General features: G+C 69.6%; 19 protein-coding genes. 11 read left to right on the top strand and 8 right to left on the bottom strand.

Annotation, left to right across the window (positions count from 1 at the left end; genetic code table 11):
- Positions 1-31: 31 nt before the first annotated feature.
- Together ACNFOC_RS00635 and ACNFOC_RS00640 are read left to right on the top strand one after the other, a co-directional pair.
- A complete protein-coding gene (locus tag ACNFOC_RS00635) occupies positions 32-628 on the top strand; it encodes a hypothetical protein (protein WP_416955443.1) in 597 nt (198 codons plus the stop codon).
- A gap of 180 nt (positions 629-808) precedes the next feature.
- Complete coding sequence (locus ACNFOC_RS00640; RefSeq protein WP_416955445.1) at positions 809-1,732, top strand: expansin EXLX1 family cellulose-binding protein; 924 nt, start codon at positions 809-811, stop codon at positions 1,730-1,732.
- 6 nt (positions 1,733-1,738) lie between these two features.
- Here the strand turns inward: ACNFOC_RS00640 and ACNFOC_RS00645 are convergent, their stop codons facing one another.
- Positions 1,739-2,638, bottom strand: a complete 900-nt coding sequence (locus ACNFOC_RS00645) for a helix-turn-helix transcriptional regulator (RefSeq protein WP_416955447.1) — start codon at positions 2,636-2,638, stop codon at positions 1,739-1,741.
- Between the two features lie 90 nt (positions 2,639-2,728).
- Between ACNFOC_RS00645 and ACNFOC_RS00650 the strand changes: the two genes are divergently transcribed.
- Both ACNFOC_RS00650 and ACNFOC_RS00655 read left to right on the top strand, forming a co-directional pair.
- A complete protein-coding gene (locus ACNFOC_RS00650) occupies positions 2,729-3,427 on the top strand; it encodes an SDR family NAD(P)-dependent oxidoreductase (protein ID WP_416955448.1) in 699 nt (232 codons plus the stop codon).
- Positions 3,428-3,605: 178 nt separating this feature from the next.
- Positions 3,606-5,384, top strand: a complete 1,779-nt coding sequence (locus tag ACNFOC_RS00655; RefSeq protein WP_416955450.1) for an FAD-binding dehydrogenase — start codon at positions 3,606-3,608, stop codon at positions 5,382-5,384.
- Between the two features lie 68 nt (positions 5,385-5,452).
- On the opposite strand, the gene ACNFOC_RS00660 is transcribed toward ACNFOC_RS00655, so the two are convergent.
- A complete protein-coding gene (locus tag ACNFOC_RS00660) occupies positions 5,453-6,109 on the bottom strand; it encodes a maleylpyruvate isomerase N-terminal domain-containing protein (RefSeq protein ID WP_416955452.1) in 657 nt (218 codons plus the stop codon).
- A 60-nt stretch (positions 6,110-6,169) separates the two neighbouring features.
- Positions 6,170-6,895: a TetR/AcrR family transcriptional regulator gene (locus ACNFOC_RS00665; RefSeq protein WP_416955454.1), complete on the bottom strand. Its 726-nt coding sequence runs from the start codon at positions 6,893-6,895 to the stop codon at positions 6,170-6,172.
- A 199-nt stretch (positions 6,896-7,094) separates the two neighbouring features.
- Here ACNFOC_RS00665 and ACNFOC_RS00670 point away from each other — a divergent pair, with 199 nt between their 5' ends.
- From ACNFOC_RS00670 to ACNFOC_RS00680, 3 genes are read left to right on the top strand one after another with little or no spacing between them, the layout of a single operon-like run.
- Positions 7,095-9,314: an MMPL family transporter gene (locus ACNFOC_RS00670; protein WP_416955456.1), complete on the top strand. Its 2,220-nt coding sequence runs from the start codon at positions 7,095-7,097 to the stop codon at positions 9,312-9,314.
- A 46-nt stretch (positions 9,315-9,360) separates the two neighbouring features.
- Positions 9,361-9,828, top strand: coding sequence for a MarR family winged helix-turn-helix transcriptional regulator (locus tag ACNFOC_RS00675; protein WP_416955458.1), 468 nt, complete (start codon positions 9,361-9,363; stop codon positions 9,826-9,828).
- Positions 9,825-10,757: an NADP-dependent oxidoreductase gene (locus tag ACNFOC_RS00680; RefSeq protein ID WP_416955460.1), complete on the top strand. Its 933-nt coding sequence runs from the start codon at positions 9,825-9,827 to the stop codon at positions 10,755-10,757. The genes ACNFOC_RS00675 and ACNFOC_RS00680 overlap by 4 nt, the downstream gene beginning before the upstream one ends.
- Positions 10,758-10,769: 12 nt before the next feature.
- On the opposite strand, the gene ACNFOC_RS00685 is transcribed toward ACNFOC_RS00680, so the two are convergent.
- A complete protein-coding gene (locus ACNFOC_RS00685) occupies positions 10,770-11,732 on the bottom strand; it encodes a GlxA family transcriptional regulator (RefSeq protein ID WP_416955461.1) in 963 nt (320 codons plus the stop codon).
- Between the two features lie 112 nt (positions 11,733-11,844).
- Between ACNFOC_RS00685 and ACNFOC_RS00690 the strand changes: the two genes are divergently transcribed.
- On the top strand, positions 11,845-12,141 hold the full coding sequence (locus ACNFOC_RS00690) for a putative quinol monooxygenase (protein WP_416955463.1): 297 nt from the start codon (positions 11,845-11,847) through the stop codon (positions 12,139-12,141).
- A gap of 95 nt (positions 12,142-12,236) precedes the next feature.
- Here ACNFOC_RS00690 and eno read toward each other — a convergent pair whose 3' ends face one another.
- Positions 12,237-13,520: a phosphopyruvate hydratase gene (eno, locus tag ACNFOC_RS00695; RefSeq protein ID WP_416955465.1), complete on the bottom strand. Its 1,284-nt coding sequence runs from the start codon at positions 13,518-13,520 to the stop codon at positions 12,237-12,239.
- 100 nt (positions 13,521-13,620) lie between these two features.
- On the opposite strand from eno, the gene ACNFOC_RS00700 reads away from it, so the two are divergent.
- Positions 13,621-14,520 (top strand): HxlR-like winged helix-turn-helix transcriptional regulator, encoded by a 900-nt coding sequence (locus ACNFOC_RS00700; RefSeq protein WP_416955467.1) that lies wholly within the window; start codon positions 13,621-13,623, stop codon positions 14,518-14,520.
- A 14-nt stretch (positions 14,521-14,534) separates the two neighbouring features.
- On the opposite strand, the gene ACNFOC_RS00705 is transcribed toward ACNFOC_RS00700, so the two are convergent.
- Positions 14,535-15,311 carry an SDR family oxidoreductase gene (locus ACNFOC_RS00705; protein WP_416955469.1) on the bottom strand — a complete coding sequence of 259 codons (777 nt, stop codon included), beginning with the start codon at positions 15,309-15,311 and terminating at the stop codon, positions 14,535-14,537.
- 136 nt (positions 15,312-15,447) lie between these two features.
- The gene (locus tag ACNFOC_RS00710; RefSeq protein ID WP_416955471.1) at positions 15,448-16,221 is read right to left on the bottom strand and encodes a hypothetical protein; all 774 of its coding nucleotides are present in this window, start codon (positions 16,219-16,221) and stop codon (positions 15,448-15,450) included.
- A 312-nt stretch (positions 16,222-16,533) separates the two neighbouring features.
- Here ACNFOC_RS00710 and ACNFOC_RS00715 point away from each other — a divergent pair, with 312 nt between their 5' ends.
- Positions 16,534-17,376 carry a phosphotransferase enzyme family protein gene (locus ACNFOC_RS00715; RefSeq protein ID WP_416955473.1) on the top strand — a complete coding sequence of 281 codons (843 nt, stop codon included), beginning with the start codon at positions 16,534-16,536 and terminating at the stop codon, positions 17,374-17,376.
- A gap of 111 nt (positions 17,377-17,487) precedes the next feature.
- Here the strand turns inward: ACNFOC_RS00715 and ACNFOC_RS00720 are convergent, their stop codons facing one another.
- Entirely contained in the window at positions 17,488-18,657 is a 1,170-nt protein-coding gene (locus tag ACNFOC_RS00720) for a permease (protein WP_416955475.1), read from the bottom strand.
- Between the two features lie 310 nt (positions 18,658-18,967).
- Here ACNFOC_RS00720 and ACNFOC_RS00725 point away from each other — a divergent pair, with 310 nt between their 5' ends.
- Positions 18,968-20,113: an ABC transporter substrate-binding protein gene (locus tag ACNFOC_RS00725; RefSeq protein ID WP_416955477.1), complete on the top strand. Its 1,146-nt coding sequence runs from the start codon at positions 18,968-18,970 to the stop codon at positions 20,111-20,113.
- Positions 20,114-20,126 lie beyond the last annotated feature (13 nt).

A 20,126-nucleotide genomic window follows, 5' to 3' on the forward strand; every position in this document is an offset into this window, starting at 1 on the left:
CTGCGCTGCGGTAGGACAACGGGAGGCGTGCATGCACAAGCCCGGCATTCAGGTGCTGGCCAGGGCGACGGTGGCGGTGTCGGTGATGATCGCGGCGGCGGCGTGCGACGGTCAGCAGGACTCGGCGACGACAGCCCCTTCTGCGAGCGCCTCCCCGGATTCCTCTGTGTACGCCGCCGAGTTGGAGAAGAGCGACCTCCCCTGGAGCGGCAGCCCCAGCCCGTACAACGCCGTGGTGAAACTCGACGACGGTCGCCGCGTGGCCCTGCACTACCTGCGCGGCAAGGGGCTCGTCGAGCAGCACTACAGCCCCCGGGCGAAGGCCTGGACCGAACCGAAGGTCATCTACCGGACCAAGACCGACGCATGCCAGGGCATCGAACTGAGCGCCAAGAACGGAACCGTCGCGGTGATCGCCGACTTCGGGTCCTACTGCTACGACGGTGAACCGCCGACCGAGTCCATCGCGGCCGTCGGCACCAGCAGCCTGACCGACTGGAACATCAACGTCACGAAGGACTTCGACGGCTGGGAACGGGCGTCCGTCTCCGACGACGGGAAGCAGGTCGTCTTCGGGAGTGACACCACGCTGCGTTGGAGCCGGGCCGACGGGTTCGAACGCGAGTAACCGGTCTTCAGGCCGGAGGGGCCGACTCCGGTACGCATCAGTGACCCCGTGAGCACGCCGACGCCACACCTGTCCCCAACTACGCCACCAGAGAAAGGGCTTGCCGTCCTCGCTCCGAGGCTGGCACGATCGCTGCCTCCCTCACTCCGAGCGACGGGTGGCGGCCATCTAGGAGGTCCGGTGTCCAAGCGGTGGCTGTTCCTGTCGGCGGCCGCGGTACTCATCGTCGTCTCCCTGGCCCTGGTGCTCCTGCCCGGCCACAAGGACGACGAGGCCGTGAAGTCCGAGGCGGGAAGCGTCGTGACCGAGCCCTCCGCGACCAGCTCCGGTCCGGCCAAGTCGCCGTCCCCGAGCGGAAGTTCGACCGCCTCAGCGCGGGCGACCGCCGCATCGAAGAAGCCGTCGGCGACGCCGTCCACCCGCACGACCGCCACCCCGGCCGCGCCACCGGCCACGAAGACCGGCCAACAGGCCTCCGGCACCGCTCCGTTGGCCGGACGCATCCGCCCCGGTGTCACCTACCGGGGAGTCGCCACCTTCTACGACGCGGACGGCGGCGGCGCCTGCCTGTACGACCCGAGCGGCGACGTCATGACCGGCGCGATGAACACCACGGACTACGAGGCGTCCAAGGCGTGCGGGGCGTACGTGCTCGTCCACGCGGCCAACGGCGCCAGCATCACGGTCCGCATCACCAACGAATGCCCCGGGGACTGCGCACCCGGCCAGATCGACCTCAGCGCCCAGGCCTTCGCCAAACTCGCCGCCCCGTCGGCCGGCCGGATCCCGATCACCTGGAACCTGGCGAGCCCCAGCACCTCCGACACGATCTCGATCCGCTACAAGACCGGTTCCACCCGCTACTGGTGCGGCATCCAGGCGATCGGCCACCGAAATCCCCTGGCCCGCCTCGAAGTTCGCGCGGGCAGCGGCTGGCGTCAGCTGGAGCGCACCGACTACAACTACTTCCTCTCCGAGGACGGCAGCGGCTGCGGCGGCGCGCTCAGGCTCACCGACATCTACGGCCAACAACTCACCGTCCCCGCACTCGCGGTCCGGGCGAACGTCACGCAGCCCACGCGGGTCCAGTTCGCCAAGCACTGACCCGCCTCAACGGGTGGGCGCGCGCGAGCCGTCGCCGGCCATCGTCCGCCGCAGCTTCGCCTCGTCCGAACTCCCGGGCACCGCGGTCAGGATGACGATCTTCAGGTCGGAATCGCCGTCCGTCAGGACATCGCAGTCCACGTCCACGGGCCCGACCTCGGGATGCACGACCGTCTTGCGGTCCTCGCGGTGCGCGGCCACCGTGCCGCTCGCCCACAGCCGGGCGAACGTCGCGTTGCCCGCGGTGAGTTGACGGATCAGCTCCGCCAGGCGGACGTCGTGCGGGAAGCGACCGCTGGCGCGGCGCAGGTCGGACACGATCGCCAGGTCCGAGGCGTCGCCGTCCGTCACCAGCACCGGCCACGAGGCGATACGCATGTCACGTACGCCGTCGTCGGAACCGACCGGGAACCGCTCGCGAGCGAAGTTGCGCCGCTCGGGCGGCCTGGTCGACGGGTCGCCGAGCAGCGCCGCCCACGCGGGGTTCCACCAGATCAGCTGCCAGTCGGCGGCGAACACGGCGACGGCCACGTCCCCGAGCCGGTTCAGCACCCGGTGCACCCCCGGCGGCAGGTGATCGGGGATCGGCTCGCCGTTCGGTGGGACCAGCCCGGCCATGCGGTAGAGGTGCTCCCGCTCGACGGCGGTCAGCTGGAGGGCACGTGCGAGCGAGGCGACGACCTGGGCCGAGGGTGCCGTGGAACGCCCCTGCTCCAGGCGCACCACATAGTCCACGGACACTCCGGCGCGTTCGGCGAGTTCCTCACGGCGCAGACCGGTCGCACGCCGGGCCCGACCGGACGGCAGCCCCATGGCCGACGGGGACAACCGCTCCCGCCAGGCACGGATCGTCGCACCCAGTCCCGTCCCCAGTCCGATTCCTCCGTGCGTCACCATGCCCTCCATTCTCCTCTCTCGGCTCCCGGTCCTGGTAATGCCGTTCCTACGGTCGAAGCGTCCCTGGCAGTGCGCCCGCGCGGCGCGCACGATCGACGCATGACCACCACGTTCATCACCGGAGCCAACAAGGGTCTCGGCCACGAGACCGCCCGCCGCCTCCTCGCCCTCGGCCACACCGTGATCGTCGGAGCCCGCGACGAGGAACGGGGCGCGGCGGCCGCCGCCGCACTCGGCGCGCGGTTCGTCCGTATCGACGTCACCGACGACGCCTCCGTCGCCGCCGCGGCAGCCGACGTCGCCGCACACGAAGGCGTCCTCGACGTCCTGATCAACAACGCCGGTGTACACGGCCCGCACGGCGATCCCACCGACCTGACCGGCGCGGACGCGCTCGGCGTCTTCGACGTCAACGTCTTCGGCGTGGTCCGGACGATCACCGCGTTCCTCCCCTTGCTGCTCCAATCACCGGACCCGGTGATCATCAACGTCAGCAGCGGCATGGGCTCACTCGCCATCACCCACGACCCGGCGCGGATCGAGTCCTCCGTGGTCGCGCCGCTCTACACCGCGTCCAAGGCGGCCCTGACCATGCTGACCACCCAGTACGCCAAGGCGCTCAAGGACGTTCGCGTCAACGCCGCCGATCCCGGCTACACGGCGACCGACCTCAACGGCCACAGTGGCCCCCAGACCGTCACCGAGGGAACCGACGCGATCGTCCGGCTCGCGACCGAGGAGCCCGGCGCCGGCTCGGGCCGTCTCATCGACCGCGACGGCCCGCTCGACCTGTCCTGAACCTCCCTCACCCTGATCTGAACCCCACTCACCCCGTTCTGAACCCCACTCACGCAACACGGCTGACACAGCTTGGTTTCCTCAGGTGCTACCGGCGGTAACAACAGAGGTGTCGCGGCACGTTCCACGTGTCGGGCACACCTCCCGCACCTCCCGTATCTGATCCGGAAGGCACCCCATGGAGAACTCGGCCCCCACAGCGATCAGCAGACGAAGAGCCCTGACCGTGGCCGGCGGTGTCGCCGCCGGCGCCGCCCTCGCGGCCCACGCGGTACCGGCGTTCGCGGCCGGCACCTCGTCCGCCGATGCCATCGTCGTCGGCCACGGCCTCGCCGGTCTCGTCGCGACCGCCGAACTGGTCGCCGCGGGAAAGAAAGTGCTCCTCCTGGACCAGGAACCCGAGTCCAACCTCGGCGGCCAGGCGTTCTGGTCCTTCGGCGGACTGTTCCTGGTCGACTCCGACGAGCAGCGGCTCATGGGCATCAAGGACTCCCAGGAACTGGCGTGGCAGGACTGGCTGGGCACGGCCGGCTTCGACCGGGGCATCGACGATCCGACCGGTCAGGACTACTGGGCCCACAAGTGGGCCGAAGCGTATGTGGACTTCGCGGCCAACGAGAAGCGGTCGTGGCTCTACGGCCTCGGCATCCGCTGGTTCCCGATCGTGGGCTGGGCCGAACGCGGCGGCGGCCTCGCCGACGGACACGGAAACTCGGTGCCCCGCTTCCACGTCACCTGGGGCACAGGACCGGCCGTCGTCGAGCCGTTCGAGAAGCAGGTGCGGGCCGGGGTCGCGAGCGGCAAGGTGACCTTCAAGTTCCGGCACCGCGTCGACGAGATCGTCCGCACCAACGGTGCCGTGACCGGCGTGCGCGGCGCGATCCTCGAACCCAGCACCGCACAGCGCGGCAAGGCCACCTCCCGTACCGTGGTGGGCGCCTTCGAACTCAACGCCCCCGTGGTGATCGTGACTTCGGGCGGCATAGGCGCCAACCACGATCTCGTACGGCAGAACTGGCCGGCCCGGCTCGGCACCGCACCCAAGACCATGATCACCGGTGTCCCGGCGTACGTGGACGGCCGGATGCTGGGGATCACCGCGTCGGCGGGCGGCCGTATCGTCAATCCCGACCGGATGTGGCACTACACCGAGGGCCTCAGGAACTACGACCCGATCTGGCCCAACCACGGCATCCGCATCCTCCCGGGACCGTCGTCGATGTGGTTCGACGCCACCGGCAAGCGGTTCTCCGCCCCCGACATGCCGGGCTACGACACCCTCCACACACTGGGCTCGATCACCGCGAGCGGCTACGACTACTCGTGGTTCGTCACCACGAGCAAGATCATCGCGAAGGAGTTCGCGCTCTCCGGGTCCGAGCAGAACCCGGACCTCACCAACAAGGACATCCTGATGCTTCTCTCGCGCATCTGGCAGACGCCGGAGCCGATCGAGAAGTTCAGGAAGAACGGGGTCGACTTCGTCACCGCCACCACCCTCTCCGAACTGGTCCTCGGCATGAACAAGCTCACCGGCGACGGCCTGATCAAACTGGCCGATCTCCAACGGCAGATCGAGGCCCGGGACCGGGAGATCGACAACCCGTACTCGAAGGACGCCCAGGTGATGGGCATCCGCAACGCCCTTTCCTACACCGGGGATTCACTCAGCCGTACGGCCGCGATCCACAAGATCCTCGACGCCGGCGCGGGACCCCTGATCGCGGTCCGGCTGAACATCCTCACCCGCAAGACCCTGGGTGGCCTCCAGACCGACCTCTCGGGCCGGGTCCTGGACGCCGCCGGTGCGCCGATTCCCGGTCTGTACGCGGCCGGTGAGGTCTCCGGCTTCGGCGGCGGGGGAGTCCACGGCTACCGCTCGATGGAGGGCACCTTCCTCGGCGGCTGCCTGTTCTCCGGCCGCCAGGCGGGACGTGCGGCGGCCGCCGCGCTCTGACCGGCCACGGCAGTTCTCCGCCCCTCGGCAACTCGGTTCACCCCGGCCCGAGTTGCCGAGGGGTGCGGCTATCCCAGGACGAGCGGCAACTTGGTGTCCAGCGAGCCCAGTTGAGCCTTCTCCTCGTCGCTCGGAGCACGCCGGCCGGTGCCGACGAGCAGAGCGTCCGTGTCGGAGAACGACGACGGGAACGCCGCCCCGGCGATCCTCTCCAGCAACTCCCGTGCCCCGGCGAGCGATTCGGCGGACGGCCCCGCCGCGTCCGGGAGGTGTGCGACCAGGTCGAGGTGGTGCAGGGTCCACTCCAGGACGTACGCGGAGAGGTAGTCGCCCGCGGTGAGAACTTCGGCCTGCGTGCTCACCCGCAGGCCGGGGTCGGCGAGCCGGGCGGCGCGGCCCGCGGCCGAACCGACGTCGTCCAGATGGAACTTGAGCAGCCGGGGCTCCTCGTACGCGGCGGCCAGCCGGACGATCAGCGCGTCGAGCGGGTCGTCGCCGGTGGGCGGTGTCTGGGTGACGGCCCAGTAGGTCACCGCGTCGCGGGTCGGTTCCGTGTCGGCGGGCGTCACGAGGGTGATCAGGACGTCCTGGGCGTCGATGACGAGATGGCAGACGAGGTCCCGCACCAGCCACCCGGCACAGCCCGACGGCTGAGCGAAGTCCGCGTCCCCGAGGTCTGCCACCGCCGCGAGCAGCGCCGTCCAGGAGCGTGAGAAGAGATCCACCTCGGCAAGCTAGTGCGACGTCGTCACGGGCTGCAAGCGACGGCGCTCGAGCGGACCGTGTCACGGGATCCTGCGGTGGATGTCCGCCAGCAGGTTGCGCATCGACAGGCGGAAGATCTCGGCCTGGTGGTCACCCAGGAATTGGGTGTGCCCGAACACCTCCAGGACCACGAGGCCGTGCAGATGTCCCCACGCGCTCATCAGGAGAGCCGTCGCGGGGGGCGGGAGACGGCCCTGACCGTAGTGCGGCAGCTGTTCCAAATAGGCCTGGAGCGACGGCGAGAGTTCGGGGATGTCGGCCGCCGCGAGTCGCTCCACGGTGAACTCGGCGAACATCTCGCGCTCGAAGATCGAGCTCATCCGGCGCGTCGCGTCGGTGGTCGGACCGTCGACGGGCGCCGCGTAGTCCCGCAGCGGTGTGCCGTAGAGGAGTTGGAAGCGCTCGGGGTTGGCGATGGCCCATCGGCGGTAGCCCTCGGCCGCGCTCACCAGGCGGGGCAGGTCCGCCTCGTCCGAGGGGGCGTCGACGGCGGCCTGCACGGCATCGGCCAGGTCGTCGTACGCCTTGGTGACGAGCGTGGTGACGAGGGCGTCCCGGCTCGGGAAGTAGTGGTAGAGCGCCTGCACGGTCATGCCGAGGCTGCGCGCCACCGCTCGCAACGACAGGGCGGCGGGCCCGTGTTCGGTGAGGTGGCGCTCGGCCGCGTCCACGATCTCCTGGGTGGCGGCGGCCCGGCGCCGTTCGCGCAGCGAGGGTGGGGCGGTGGTGCGTTCGTCGACGGCCATGCGGCGACCGTACGACGCCAACTCCTCTCGTGCGCCCCGATGTTGCGAAGTGTGAGGAAAATCTAACACTGCCAAATCTTCTTGCTCCTCACTAACGTCGTGCGCGGCGACGAAGAGTGCCCCGTTGGTCAACTCCGGCTGTTTCGCGCCGCTTTCACCGTATGGACATCAAACGTATGGATATCTAAGGAGAACAGGCGTGTTTGAACGCATAGCCGAACTGGCGATCCGCCGCTCCCGGCTGGTACTCGTCGTCGCCGTCGTGGCTGTGGCACTCATGGGCGTCCTGGGCGCCGGCGCGTTCGCCAAGTTGCAGGGCGGCGGCTACGACGACCCGGCCTCGCAGTCCTCCCGGGCCGCGAAGGTCATCGACGGGAAGTTCGGCGGGGAGACGAATCTGGTCCTGCTGGTCGGTGCTTCCGAAGGACGCGTCGACACTCCGACCGCGCAGCGGAGCGGCCGGGCCCTGGTGGCCGAACTCAGGAAGGACCAGCACCTCGAGAACGTCATCTCGTACTGGGACACGGGCAGTTCGGACCTCCGTTCCACGGACGGCCGCGACGCCATGGTGCTCGCCCATGTGAAGGGCGACGACACCGAGCGGGACGAGAACGCGAAGAGCGTCATCGACGCCTACACCGGGCCGTACGAGAAGACCCTCACGGTCCGGGCGGGCGGGGGCGCCGCCGTGACCAGCGACATGGGTACGCAGTCCGGCGAGGACCTCGTCCTGGCCGAGTCCATCGCCGTGCCGCTCACCCTCGTGCTCCTCCTGCTCGTCTTCGGCAGCATGGTCGCGGCCCTGCTGCCGCTGGCCATCGGCACCATCGCCATCGCGGGCACGTTCGCGGAGCTGTACGTCCTCGGCAGTGTCACCGACGTCTCCGTCTTCGCGATCAACCTGACCACGGCGCTGGGCCTGGGCCTGGGCATCGACTACGCCCTGCTGATGGTCAGCCGGTTCCGGGAGCAGCTCGCGACGGGGGCGAGCGTGGACGACGCCGTCCGGCGCACGGTGAGCACGGCGGGCCGTACGGTCGCGTTCTCCGCCGCGACCGTGGCGGCCGCGCTCGCGGCGCTCCTGGTGTTCCCGCAGTACTTCCTGCGCTCGTTCGGCTACGCCGGTGTCGGGGTCGTCGTCATCGCGGCCGTCAGCACCCTGTTCGTCATGCCGGCCTTGTTCGTCGTCCTGGGCCACCGGGTCAACGGCGGCCGGCTGCCCTGGGCGAACCGCACGCGTTCCGCCACCCGCGCACCCTTGTGGGGACGGCTGGCCGCCACCGTCATGCGGCGCCCCGCGCTCACCGCGCTGCCCGTCCTCGCGGTCCTGCTGGTCGCCGCCGGCCCGCTCCTCGGCATCACCTTCGGCACACCGGACGAACGCGTCCTGCCCGAGGACGCCCAGAGCCGCCAGGTCTCCTCGGTCCTGCGCGAGAAGTTCAACGGCAACGACGACTCCGCCCTCCACATCGTCATCGACAAGCCCCTGAGCAAGGCCCCGCTGGAGTCGTACGCCACCGAACTGTCCGGCCTCAAGGGCGTCGTCCGCGTCGAGACCAGCACGGGAACCTACGCCGACGGACAGTCCACGGCGACCGGCTCCGGCAATACCGCCCTCGGCCGCCCCGACGCACAGCAGATCAGCGTGGTGAGCACCCTGACACCGAAGTCCGACGCGGCCCAGAGCCTGGTCAAGGACGTGCGGGCGGTCGCCCCGCCCGCCGGGACACACCCGCTGGTGGGAGGGGTCGACGCCGTACTGGTCGACTCCAAGCACTCCGTCGGCAACCGGCTCCCGCTCGCCGTGGCCCTGGTCGCCCTCACCACCTTCCTCCTGCTCTTCCTCTTCACCGGCAGCGTCGTACAGCCGCTGCGCGCGCTGCTCCTCAACATGGTCAGCCTCGGCGCGACCCTCGGCGTCATGACCTGGATCTTCCAGGACGGCCACCTCTCCTCCGTGCTCGGCTTCACGGCACAGCCCATGGACGTCTCCATGACCGTGCTGATGTTCTGCATCGCCTTCGGCCTGTCGATGGACTACGAGGTCTTCGTCACCAGCCGGATCAAGGAACTCCACGACCTCGGCGAGGACAACGAGTCCGCCGTGACCAACGGCCTCGGGCACACGGGACGCATCGTCACCGCGGCCGCCTGTCTGCTCGCGGTGAGCTTCTTCGCCTTCGGGACGGCCAAGCTCAGCTTCATGCAACTCTTCGGCCTGGGCAGCGGGTTGGCCATTCTCATCGACGCCGTCGCCGTACGCGGCATCCTCGTCCCCGCCGCGATGCGCGTGCTCGGCCGCTCGGCCTGGTACGCGCCCGGCTTCCTGCGGAAGTTCCACGAGCGGTTCGGTCTGAGCGAGGGCGGTCCCGCGCCCGAGCCCGAGTCGGTCGAGAGGGATGCGTCCACAGTGCATTAGCTCTAATATGATTAGAGCTAATGTATCTAGCGGGGAGGGCCCGCCCGTGGACCTGCGGCAAGTGTTCGACGACCTGGTGCGCTTCGAGACCGACCTGTGGAACGGGATCGACGCCCGGCTCCGGCAGGAGTGCGACGTGACCCTGGGCGGTCTGAACGTGATGCTCGTCGTCGAACGCGCGGGTTCCTGCCGGGTGAACGACATAGCCGCCGCCCTCTCGATCACGGTCGGCGGCGCGAGTCAGGCCGTCGACCGGCTGGAGAAACTCGGCCACTGCACCCGGCGCCCGCACCCCGCCGACCGCCGCTCCTCGATCGTCGAACTGACGGCGGCGGGGCGGGAGTCGGTGGCGCAGGCCGGTCCCGTGTTCGACCGCGAACTTGCGGCACGACTGGCCGGCCCTCTCCCGGACTCGGCGCTCGGCCACCTCGCGAGCGCGCTCGCCGTGCTCCGCGCCGCCACCCCCGCACACCCGGGACCCGGGCCGACACCCCTGAAAAAGGAGACCAGATGAGCCCCGCACAAGCACGAGCAGTGCGCTTCGACCAGTACGGCGACCGTGACGTCCTCCACGTCACCGAGGTGCCGATGCCCCGACCTGGCGCAGGGGAAGTCCTCGTGGAGGTCCGGGCGGCCGGCATCAACCCCGGTGAGGCGGCGATCCGTTCGGGCGCGATGCACGAGCGGTTCCCCGCGACCTTCCCGTCCGGCCAGGGCAGCGACCTCGCCGGCGTCGTCACCGAACTCGGCGAGGGCGTAACCGACTTCAGCCTCGGCGACGAGGTTCTCGGCTTCTCCTGGCAGCGCTCCAGCCAGGCCACCCACGTCGTCGTACCGGTGTCGCAGCTCATCCCCAAGCCGGACGCCCTGAGTTGGGAGGTGGCAGGCTCCCTCTACGTCGTCGGCTGCACCGCGTGGGCCGCCGTCGAAGCGGTGGCCCCTAAGCCCGGTGAGACCGTCGCCGTCTCGGCCGCGGCCGGCGGTGTGGGCACCGTCGTCGTCCAACTCCTCGCCGTACGGGGCGCACACGTCCTCGGCATCGCCTCGCCCGCCAACGCCGACTGGCTCACCGCCCACGGAGCCACCCCGGTTCCGTACGGCGACCGGCTCGCCGACGCGCTCACCGCGGCGGCGCCCGACGGGATCGACGCCTTCATCGACCTCTTCGGCCCCGAGTACGTCCAACTCGCCGTGGAACTAGGCATTCCCAGGGACCGGATCGAGACGATCATCTCGTTCCAGAAGGCACAGGAACTGGGCACCAGGAGCGCGGGCAGCGCCGACGCCTCCACCCGAGAGGTCCTCACCGAGATGGCCGACCTCGTCGCCTCCGGCCGTATCGAGATCCCCATCGCCGCCACCTATCCGCTCGACCGCGTCCGTGACGCGTTCGCCGAGATCGAGAAGCGTCACACGCGCGGAAAGATCGTGCTCATCCCCTGAAGCGGCCTGGCGTCACTTGCTGCCGCGCAGCGCCGATGTCGTCTTCCCGGTGCGTTCACGGAGGAGCACCCGCAGCGTGTTGGGGTGCTCGTAGCCGACCCTCCGGGAGATCGTCTCCAGGGACAGGCCGGTGGTGCGCAGGAGATGGGACGCGCGTTCGATGCGCAGGTCCTGGACGAACCGGATCGGAGACGTCCCGACCGTGCGCTGCACGGCACGCTGTAGCGTCCGTTCGCTGATCCCGATGGCTCTCGCCGCCTCGGGGATGCTGATGGGCTCGGCCAGATGCTCACGGGTCCAGACCTCGAAGGCCGCGACGGTGGGATCGCTCTGGGCCAGCGCACTGGGAATCGTGTACGCCGCCTGCGACGGGCGTTCGTCGACCACGAGATAGCGGGCGACCAGGTCGGCGAGCGCGGGGCTGCCGGCCCGGACGATCGCCAGCGCGAGATCGACATGGCCGAAGGCCGCGCCGGCGGTGATGACGCCCTCGCAGCCGATGACCATCTGGCTGTGGTCGAGCTGGACCTTGGGATACCGGTTCCGGAACGCCGGCGACAGCCACCAGGTCGTCGTGGCGCGCAGCCCGTCCAGCACGCCCGCCTCGGCCAGCAGGAAGGTACCCGCGCAGGCCGACGCAACGGCCGTACCGCGGGCGCGAGTTCGCGCGATCAGATCGCGGACGGGCCGGGACACCTCGCCACCGACATGGTCGAGCAGCGCCGAGGCATCGCTCTCCCCGAGTGCCGGTACGACCAGGAGGTCCGCGGTCTCGGCGGCCTCGAGCGGCTCGGGGGACACGAGGAACCCCGCCCCCGTCCGCACCTGCGCAGCGGGGCCGACCAGTGTCACGTTCCAGGTGGGTGAGGACTCGTGGATCTGCCCGCCCAGCGCGTTGGCGTTGTTCAGCACGTCGAGGACCGCCGAGAGCCCCGAGTCGAACACACCGTCGTAGACGACGACCGCTACCTGCATGGCGGAAACACTATCAACGGTGTCGTTTCTGCCGCTGATGTGATCACCGGCCGCCGCCATAGGTTCGTCGTGCGCCGGGAGCCCGGCGGTTCGTACGCGAGGAGTGGTCACAGTGAAGGTCGGTCTGTTGGTACGCATCGAGGCCAAGCCGGAATACGCCGACGAGGTGGAGGCCATGCTGCGCGGAGCCCAGGAGTTGGCCGAGCGGGAAGAGGGCACGGTGACGTGGTTCGCGTTCCGTGAGAGCGCCACCGTCTTCGGGGTGTTCGACACCTTCGAGGACGAGGAGGGACGTCAGGCACACCTGGTGGGCCGGATCGCCGCCGCGCTGGGGGAGGCCGCGCAGACGAAGCTCGCCGCGCCGCCGGTGATCACCGCGGTCGACCTGCTGGGGGCCAAGGTCTCCTGACCGGAGCGGACACCCGTCCGTCCGGTCCAGGGATCCCTTGGCCTGCCGTCGAAGTGGTGACGCCCCGGCGCCACACGTGACGGTCCTCCCCGGTGTCAGCGGCGCAGCCCCAGCGCGGTGCGCCCCGCGTACCGCGCCTGGTAGCCCAAGTCCTCCTCGATACGGACGAGTTGGTTGTACTTGGCGGTGCGGTCGGACCGGGACAGCGAACCGGTCTTGATCTGGCCGCAGCCGGTCGCGACGGCGAGGTCGGCGATGGTGGTGTCCTCGGTCTCACCGGAGCGGTGGGACATGACGACGGTGTAGCCGGCCCGGTGGGCCGTCGCGACGGTGGCCAAGGTCTCGGTGAGGGTGCCGATCTGATTGACCTTCACCAGGACCGAGTTGGCGATCCCGTCCCGGATCCCGGCGCTCAGCAGCGCCTCGTTGGTGCAGAACACGTCGTCGCCGGTCAGCTGGCAGCGCTCGCCGAGCCGGGCGGTGAGCGCCTGCCAGCCCTCGTGGTCGTCCTCGGCCATCGGGTCCTCGATCGACGCGACGGGGTAGCGGTCGACCAACGTCGCGAGGTAGTCGGCGTGTTCGGCCGGGGTGCGGCGGACACCCTCGCCCGTGTAGTCGTAGACGCCGTCGTGGAAGAACTCGGACGTGGCCGGGTCCATGACGAGCGTGATGTCGGTGCCGGGCTTGTAGCCGGTCTTCTCGATGGCGTGCACGACGAAGTCGAGGGCCTCGTCGGCGGTGCGCAGGTCGGGGGCGAAGCCGCCCTCGTCGCCCACGTTCACGCTGTGGCCAGCGGCGATCAGGTCACGGCGCAGGGTGTGGAAGACCTCGGAGCCCATCCGGACGGCCTCGGCGAAGGTGGCCGCACCGATGGGCGCGATCATGAACTCCTGGAAGTCGAGCGGGTTGTCGGCGTGGGCGCCGCCGTTGACGATGTTCATCATCGGTACCGGCAGCAGGCGGGCGTCGACGCCGCCGATGTAACGGTACAGCGGCAGTCGGTGGGCGGTCGCGGCCGCTTTGGCGGTGGCCAGGGAGACGCCGAGCAGGGCGTTGGCGCCGAGTCGCGCCTTGTTGTCCGTACCGTCCAGTTCGATCATGGTCCGGTCCACGGCGGCCTGGTTCTCGGCGTCGAGTCCGATCACGGCGTCCGCGATGCTCTCGTTGACGGCGTCGACGGCGCGGCGAACTCCCTTGCCGTGGAACCGGGTTGGGTCGTCGTCGCGGAGTTCGACCGCTTCCCGGGCGCCGGTGGAGGCGCCCGACGGTACGCCGGCGCGGCCGAGCGAGCCGTCCTTGAGTTCGACGTCGACCTCGACGGTCGGATTCCCCCGGCTGTCGATGATCTCCCGTGCGACGACCCGGCTAATGGCGGTCACGGTGCAGCTCCTCATGCTGGGCCCGCGTCTCGGACATCGGCGGGCGGTAAGTTCCACTGAGAAACAAAGTGAGTCCTGAAAGAGAACCTACTATGGGCGCATGAGGATGCACAACGCCGACGAGACCTGCGGCATCGCCCGGGCCGCCGTGGTTCTGGGGGACTGGTGGAACGTTCTGATCCTGCGGGAGATCGCGCGCGGCCACGTCCGCTTCGACGCGCTGGCCGCCGAGATCGGACTGTCCCGCAACGTCCTCACCGAACGCCTCGGCCGGCTCGTCGCCCAAGGCGTCCTGCGCCGCAGCCTCTACCAACGACGACCGGTGCGCTACGAGTACGTGCTCACCGATGCCGGGCTCGCGCTGCTGCCCCTCCTCGTCGCCATGCAGAACTGGGGCGACCGATGGGTGCTCGGCGACGGAAGCCTCACCGCCACGGCCGACGCCGACAGTGCCGAGCACGCTCGCATGCACGCCCTGGCCGGCACCCGCGTGCCGGAAGAACTCCGACTCCCCGCCACTCGTGTGCCCGAGGACCTCGAACTCCCCGGCGCACAGGGCGCCGACCTGCCCGTGGTCTCACCGGACGCCGCCGCGACCGTGCTGTTCACCTACCCCGGCACAGGAGTCGACTGGGACGAGGAGATCCCCGGAACCCCCGGCTGCACCCTGGAGAACCGCCTCTTCCGGGACGCCTGGTCCGACTTCCGCCGCGCGGGCGTGGACATACGCGGCATGAGCACCCAACTCCCGTACGAACAGGCGGAGTTCGCCCGCGCCGAGGAGATCCCGTACCCGCTGCTCTCCGACGCCCGCCACCAACTTGGCGCGGCCCTACGGCTGCCGACGTTCCGGGGTGCCGGCCGCCTGCGCCACAAACGCCTGATCCTGATCGTCGACGCCGAACGGACCGTACGGCACACGCTGTTCCCGGTCGACGACATCCCGCATGCTGTCGGGCAGAGCCTGCGGTTGGCCGAGGAGTGCGCTCGTGCTGTCTGAAGCGGTGGGCCGTGCTACGCGAATCCGCCGTTGCTCATGAGGAGTTGGCCGTTGACCCACTGGCCTTCCGGCGAACAGAGGAAGTCGACGAGGTGGGCGGTGTCCTGCGGGGTGCCGAGGCGGTTCAGCGGCGTCTGGCGGAGCACGTGCGCGCGCCCTTCGTCGGTCATCCAACCGGTGTCCACCGGCCCCGGGTTGACGACGTTGGCGGTGATGCCGAGGCGGGCGAGTTCGTGTGCGGCGGCCAGGGTGATGCGGTCCAGGGCGCCCTTGCTGGCGCCGTAGGGGAGGTTGTCGACGGTGTGGTCGCTGGTGAGGGCGACGATCCGGCCGCTGCCCGGTGCGGCGGCGAACCGTCGGCCGTACTCGCGGATCAGCAGCCAGGTGGCGCGGGTGTTGACCGCGAAGTGCCGGTCGAAGCTTTCGACGGTGGTGTCGAGCAGACCGGAGTCGACGGACTCGCAGTGGCACATCACCAAGGCTGTGACACCGCCCAGGTCGCGTTCGACCGCGTCGAAGACACGGGCCGGAGTCTCCGGGTCGGCGAGGTCCGCCTCAACTGCCGTGATGGCGGCGCCGTGTTGGGCGAGGTCTTCGGTGATGGCGTCGGTCGCGCCCGCCTCGGGGCCCCAGGCCATGCGTTCGTCGTAGGGAGTCCAGTAGGTGAAGGCGATGTCCCAACCGGAGGCCGCGAGTTGACGCGCGATACCCGCGCCGATGCCGACGGTCCGCCCCACTCCGGTGATCAGGGCGAGCGGACGGGCAGTGGGGTGAACGGAGCTCGTCATCATGATCGGCGATCGTTCATGACCGCGACCGGAACGGCAACTGCCTTTTCCGCAGGGCTGCTTCTGTGCGGAAGCGACTGTCCGGCGCCCGTGTCGGGCAGGTCTCGACAGCGGCGACGCTCGGCGCGGTGTATCAGGATCAGGCCTTGACGCGAAGCCAGGTGTCGCCGGCGCGAAGCCACAGAATTCCGTCGCGCCCTTGACCGCAGCGCAGGACAACCGGCCCGGGCACTTCGACCTTGTGCCGCCCGGTCACGCTCCAGGTGTCGCCGAGCAGCTCGGCCCGGACCACTTCGGTTACCGGCTCGTTGTGGTCGCGCCTCGTGAGGACCGCTCGATTGCCGCGTACGGCGAATCCATCCGGTTTGCCCACAGGGCTCGGCCAGCTCGTCACCTCGCCCGTGGAGGGGATGATCCGCGTGAGGAACGTGCCGCCGCGACGCATCCCGGAGTACCAGATCAGCCACACCCGGTCGCCCTCGGTGGCAGCGGTGCAGCCCTGCAAAGGCCTGTCGGGGAGACGACCCGCGGGGGCCCAGATCGCTTCCCCCGCGGTACTCCAGCCGGCAAGCCCGGCTGACGACTCCGGATGTCCTCCGTAGATGCCCTCATCACCGTGGGCCGTCCAGATCGATCCGTTGTGGTCGGTCACCAGCGCGGGGATGTCGTCACCGATGCAGAAGGAGTCCTGCCGCTCGCCGCTCGCCAGGGAGAACACGGCGGCGTTCGGCGTCCACGAACCCGTGTCCCCCTTGCGCGTGCGACCGCCCGCAACGAGGAGTCGGGAGTCCGGGAGAAGAGCGATGTGACTGGGCCAGACCTGCACATCCTTGATCGGCCGGCGTCGAACCGACCCGTCGGCCTGCCGGATCACCAACACCCCGTCGAACGGCAGCTGCGGTCCCCATCCCACCCAGCCCTTGATGTAGGGGCTTTGGTGGAGGTACTTCCGGTGAACGAATAGGACGGCGAGTTCTCCTGTCGGCCCGACGGTCCACCACAGAGGGCGTCCCCCTGCCCGGAGGTCGGCGGGAGACGGCGCCCAGACTGTCTCCATTTCACTGATCTCCGACATCGCATCCCCCCGTCTTCGCCGCGGCACGGTAACAGGCCGTCCAAGTAAGCTACTTGATCGGCCATGCACCTTCGCAGCCTCCCGTCGGCGAAGGGCCCGGACCGCAGCGCCCAGAACATCCCGGCATCCCGGCACACGAGGAGAATCGACATGTCAGTCGACCCCTGCCCGTACCCCGACGATGGGGATGGGGAAGGAAAAGGGAAAGTAGAGGCGGAGGCACAGGAGTTGACGGGTGGCGGAACCGCCCGCGTCTTCCGTATCGGTGAGACCGTACGCAAGCCGGTCATGCCCTGGAGCCCCGCCGTGCACCGGCTGCTGGACCACCTCGAACGCCAGGGCTTCGAAAGCGCCCCCGCCGCGCACGGCACCGATGAACAGGGCCGGATGATCCTGACCTACCTGGCGGGCGACGTCGGCAACTACCCCCTGCCCGACGCGGTCCGCAGCAACCAGGCACTCACCACCTCGGCGCGCCTCCTGCGCCGCTACCACGACGCCACCACCGACCTCGCCCAACACCCCGGCGGTGACTGGCAGTTCGACGCGCTCGCGCCGGTCGAGGTGATCTGCCACGGCGACTTCGCCCCGTACAACTGCGTCTTCTCCGGCGAGAGGGCCGTAGGGCTCATCGACTTCGACGCCGCCCGCCCCGGCCCCCGGGCCTGGGACCTCGCCTACGCCCTCTACCGCTACGCCCCGCTCACCCACCCCGACAACCACGACGGCTGGGGCACGACCGAGCAACAGGCCCGCCGCGCACGGGACTTCCTCGACGCGTACGGCTGCACGCGTCAAGAACGGCAGGCGGTGATGGATACGGCCGCACCGCGGTTGCAGTCCCTCGCGGACTTCATGCAAGAAGGGGCGGCCGCCGGTGATGAGAACTTCCGGCGGCACATCAAGGAGGGGCATCTCGCCCTGTACGTACGGGACATCGACTACATCCGGGGCCATGCCGAGGTCTGGTCTCGTCTTGTCGTCGGACCGTAGGGCTCGTTCGGTGATGCCGAGGAGGGCGGGCCGTCAGGTGCGCCTCGCCGTGCCGTGAGCTGGTGTACGTGTCGTCGTCGTTCGGGTGCGCGGCGAGGGTCTGGCCAGAACCTAATGGTGGTGCTCGTGCCCCTGTTCCTGTTCGCCGTGCTCCGGTGAACCGCCCATCATCCGCAGCATGGCCGGGCCTCCGCTGCGCAGGAACCGTACGACCAGGCTCGCGGCCAGCAGCAGGAAGACGATGTTGAGCCAGGTCGTGTAGTTCCAGGTGATCCCGTCGTCGGGGATCTTGGCGTCGGCCTGGTCGGGGATCAGGCCGAGGCCGCCGAACGCGAACTCGACGATGTACCCGGCGACGGCCATCGCGGCGAAGAAGGTGACCAGCAGGAAGCCGGCCATCCGGGCGCCGTAGTACTTCCGGTAGATGTTCAGGATCGGCAGGATCAGCAGGTCGGCGTAGATGAAGGCGATCACTCCGCCGAAGCTGATGCCGCCCTTCCACAGCACCACCGCGAGGGGCACGTTGCCGATCGAGCAGACGAAGGTCGCGATGGCCACCAACGGGCCGACGAGCGGTCCGACCAGCTTCGCGGCGAGGGGATGATCCGCGAGGAAGAACGTGTGCCAGAAGCTGTCCGGCACCCAGGCGGCGATCGCGCCCGCGATCAGCAGCCCGGCCACCAGGTCCCGCAGGATCGCGGCCCACTCCATCACGAAGATGTGCGCCACGGACGTGAACCCGTTCCGCGAGAACAGCCGACGGACGAAGCTGCCCTCGCCCCCGATCGACATGTCCATCGCCGCATGCCCCTCCATGGAACCGGCCAGCCCGCGCTCCGCCTGCTCCTGCGCCCGGTCCAGCAGACGCTGACGCAGGAAGAGGCGGAACAGCACCGCGAGGACGACGATCATGATCGGCCCGCCGACGAACTCCGCGGCGGTGAACTGCCAGCCCATCAACAGGGCCAGGATCACGCCGAGTTCGACGACCAGGTTGGTGGAGGCGATCTCGAAGGCCATGGCCGCCGTGAAGTTCGCGCCCTTGCGGAACAGGGAACGGGCGAGCGCGACGGCCGCGTACGAGCAGGACGACGAGGCCGCGCCGAGCCCGGCGGACAGGGCGAGCGTGCGCGGCCGGTCGTCACCGAGCAGCCGTACGACCGTCGACCGGCGCACCACCGCCTGCACGACGGCGGAGAGCGTGAACCCGAGGATCAGCGCCCAGGTGACCTCCCAGGTCATCGAACCGGCAATGGACAACGCGTGCCCGATCGCTCCCATGAACCCGCCCCTCTCCGGTGTGTGCCTGACAGGGCGACTATACCCCCAGGGGGTATTAAGCGCGCGCGACAGGGCCTGTCGGCAAGGTCTGTCCGGCAAGGCCTGTCCGATACGGCTCCTGCGGTGACACCGACGATGGGAGGCCGTTCAACCGATCGGTTGAACGCGGCTTCAACCTCGCGCGCGTCCCTCGCTCCGTACGGACGACGCGAACGGTCCCCGAGCGGCTGAAGAATCACGAATGACCATGGCGCCGGGCTTCCGCCCACGCACCCCATGGCTTCAAGCCCCCCTCAGAGAGGCCCGCAGAGTGTCCAGTTTTCTCAGCAGACGACGTGTACTCGCCGGTGGAGCCGGTGCCGCCCTCGGGATGAGTGTGCTCGGTGCCGCGGCCACGCCCGCCGCTGCCGCCTCGGCCGGGCGGTCCTCCCGGAGTGGCTCCGGAGCCGAGGAGACCCGAACGCTCGACGAGCTGTACCGGGCCGCTCTGGCCGACGGCGGCAAGCTGGTGATCTACGCCGGGGGTGACACACCGACCCAGCAGGACGCCACCAAGGCGGCCTTCAAGAAGCGTTTTCCCGACATGGATCTGACGCTGATCGTCGACTACAGCAAGTACCACGACGTGCGCGTGGACAACCAGTTCGCGACCGACACCCTGGTCCCCGATGTCGTACAGCTCCAGACGCTCCAGGACTTCACGCGCTGGAAGGAGCAGGGCCGCCTCCTGCCCTACAAGGCTGCCGGGTTCTCGAAGGTCTACGACAGGTTCAAGGACCCGCAGGGCGCCTGGGTCGCCATCGGCGCGATCGCCTTCAGCTTCCTGTACGACGTCGCCGCGGTCGGGGCGGATGCTCCCAAGTCTCCGCTCGATCTGATCGACCCCAAGTGGAAGGGGAAGATCGCCTCGTCCTACCCGCACGACGACGACGCGTCCCTCTACCTCTACTCGCTGTACGCGCAGCGGTACGGCTGGGAGTGGGTGGCCGCGCTCGCCGGACAGGACGTGCGGTTCGCCCGGGGCAGCAACTCCCCGGGAGACGCCGTCCGCGCCGGGCAGAAGGCGATCGGCGTCGCCACATCGGGCTCGCTTGCCTCCACGTCTCCCGTGAAGTGGGTCGTGCCCGACAGCGACCCCTTCATGGCCTGGGGCCAGCGTGCCGCGATCCTGAAGCAGGCCAAGAACCGTACGGCCGCCAAGCTCTACCTCAACTGGCAGCTGTCCGACGCCCAGCAGCGGGCGTCCTTCAACGGCTGGTCGGTGCGGACCGACACCACGCTCGCGGCGGGGCTGAAGCCGCTCTGGGAGTACCCGAACGCGCACATCGACGGCTTCCCGCGCTTCATGGCCGACCGCGCGGAGGTCGAGCGGTGGAAGCAGACCTTCGCCCTCTACTTCGGCGAGGTCAAGGGTGATCCCTCCCCGGGCTGGCTGGGGCTGCACCCGGGGGCGTGACGGGCCCCACTGT

Origin of the sequence: Streptomyces colwelliae (genome assembly GCF_048158785.1) — a bacterium.
In the GTDB taxonomy this organism is placed as follows: domain Bacteria; phylum Actinomycetota; class Actinomycetes; order Streptomycetales; family Streptomycetaceae; genus Streptomyces.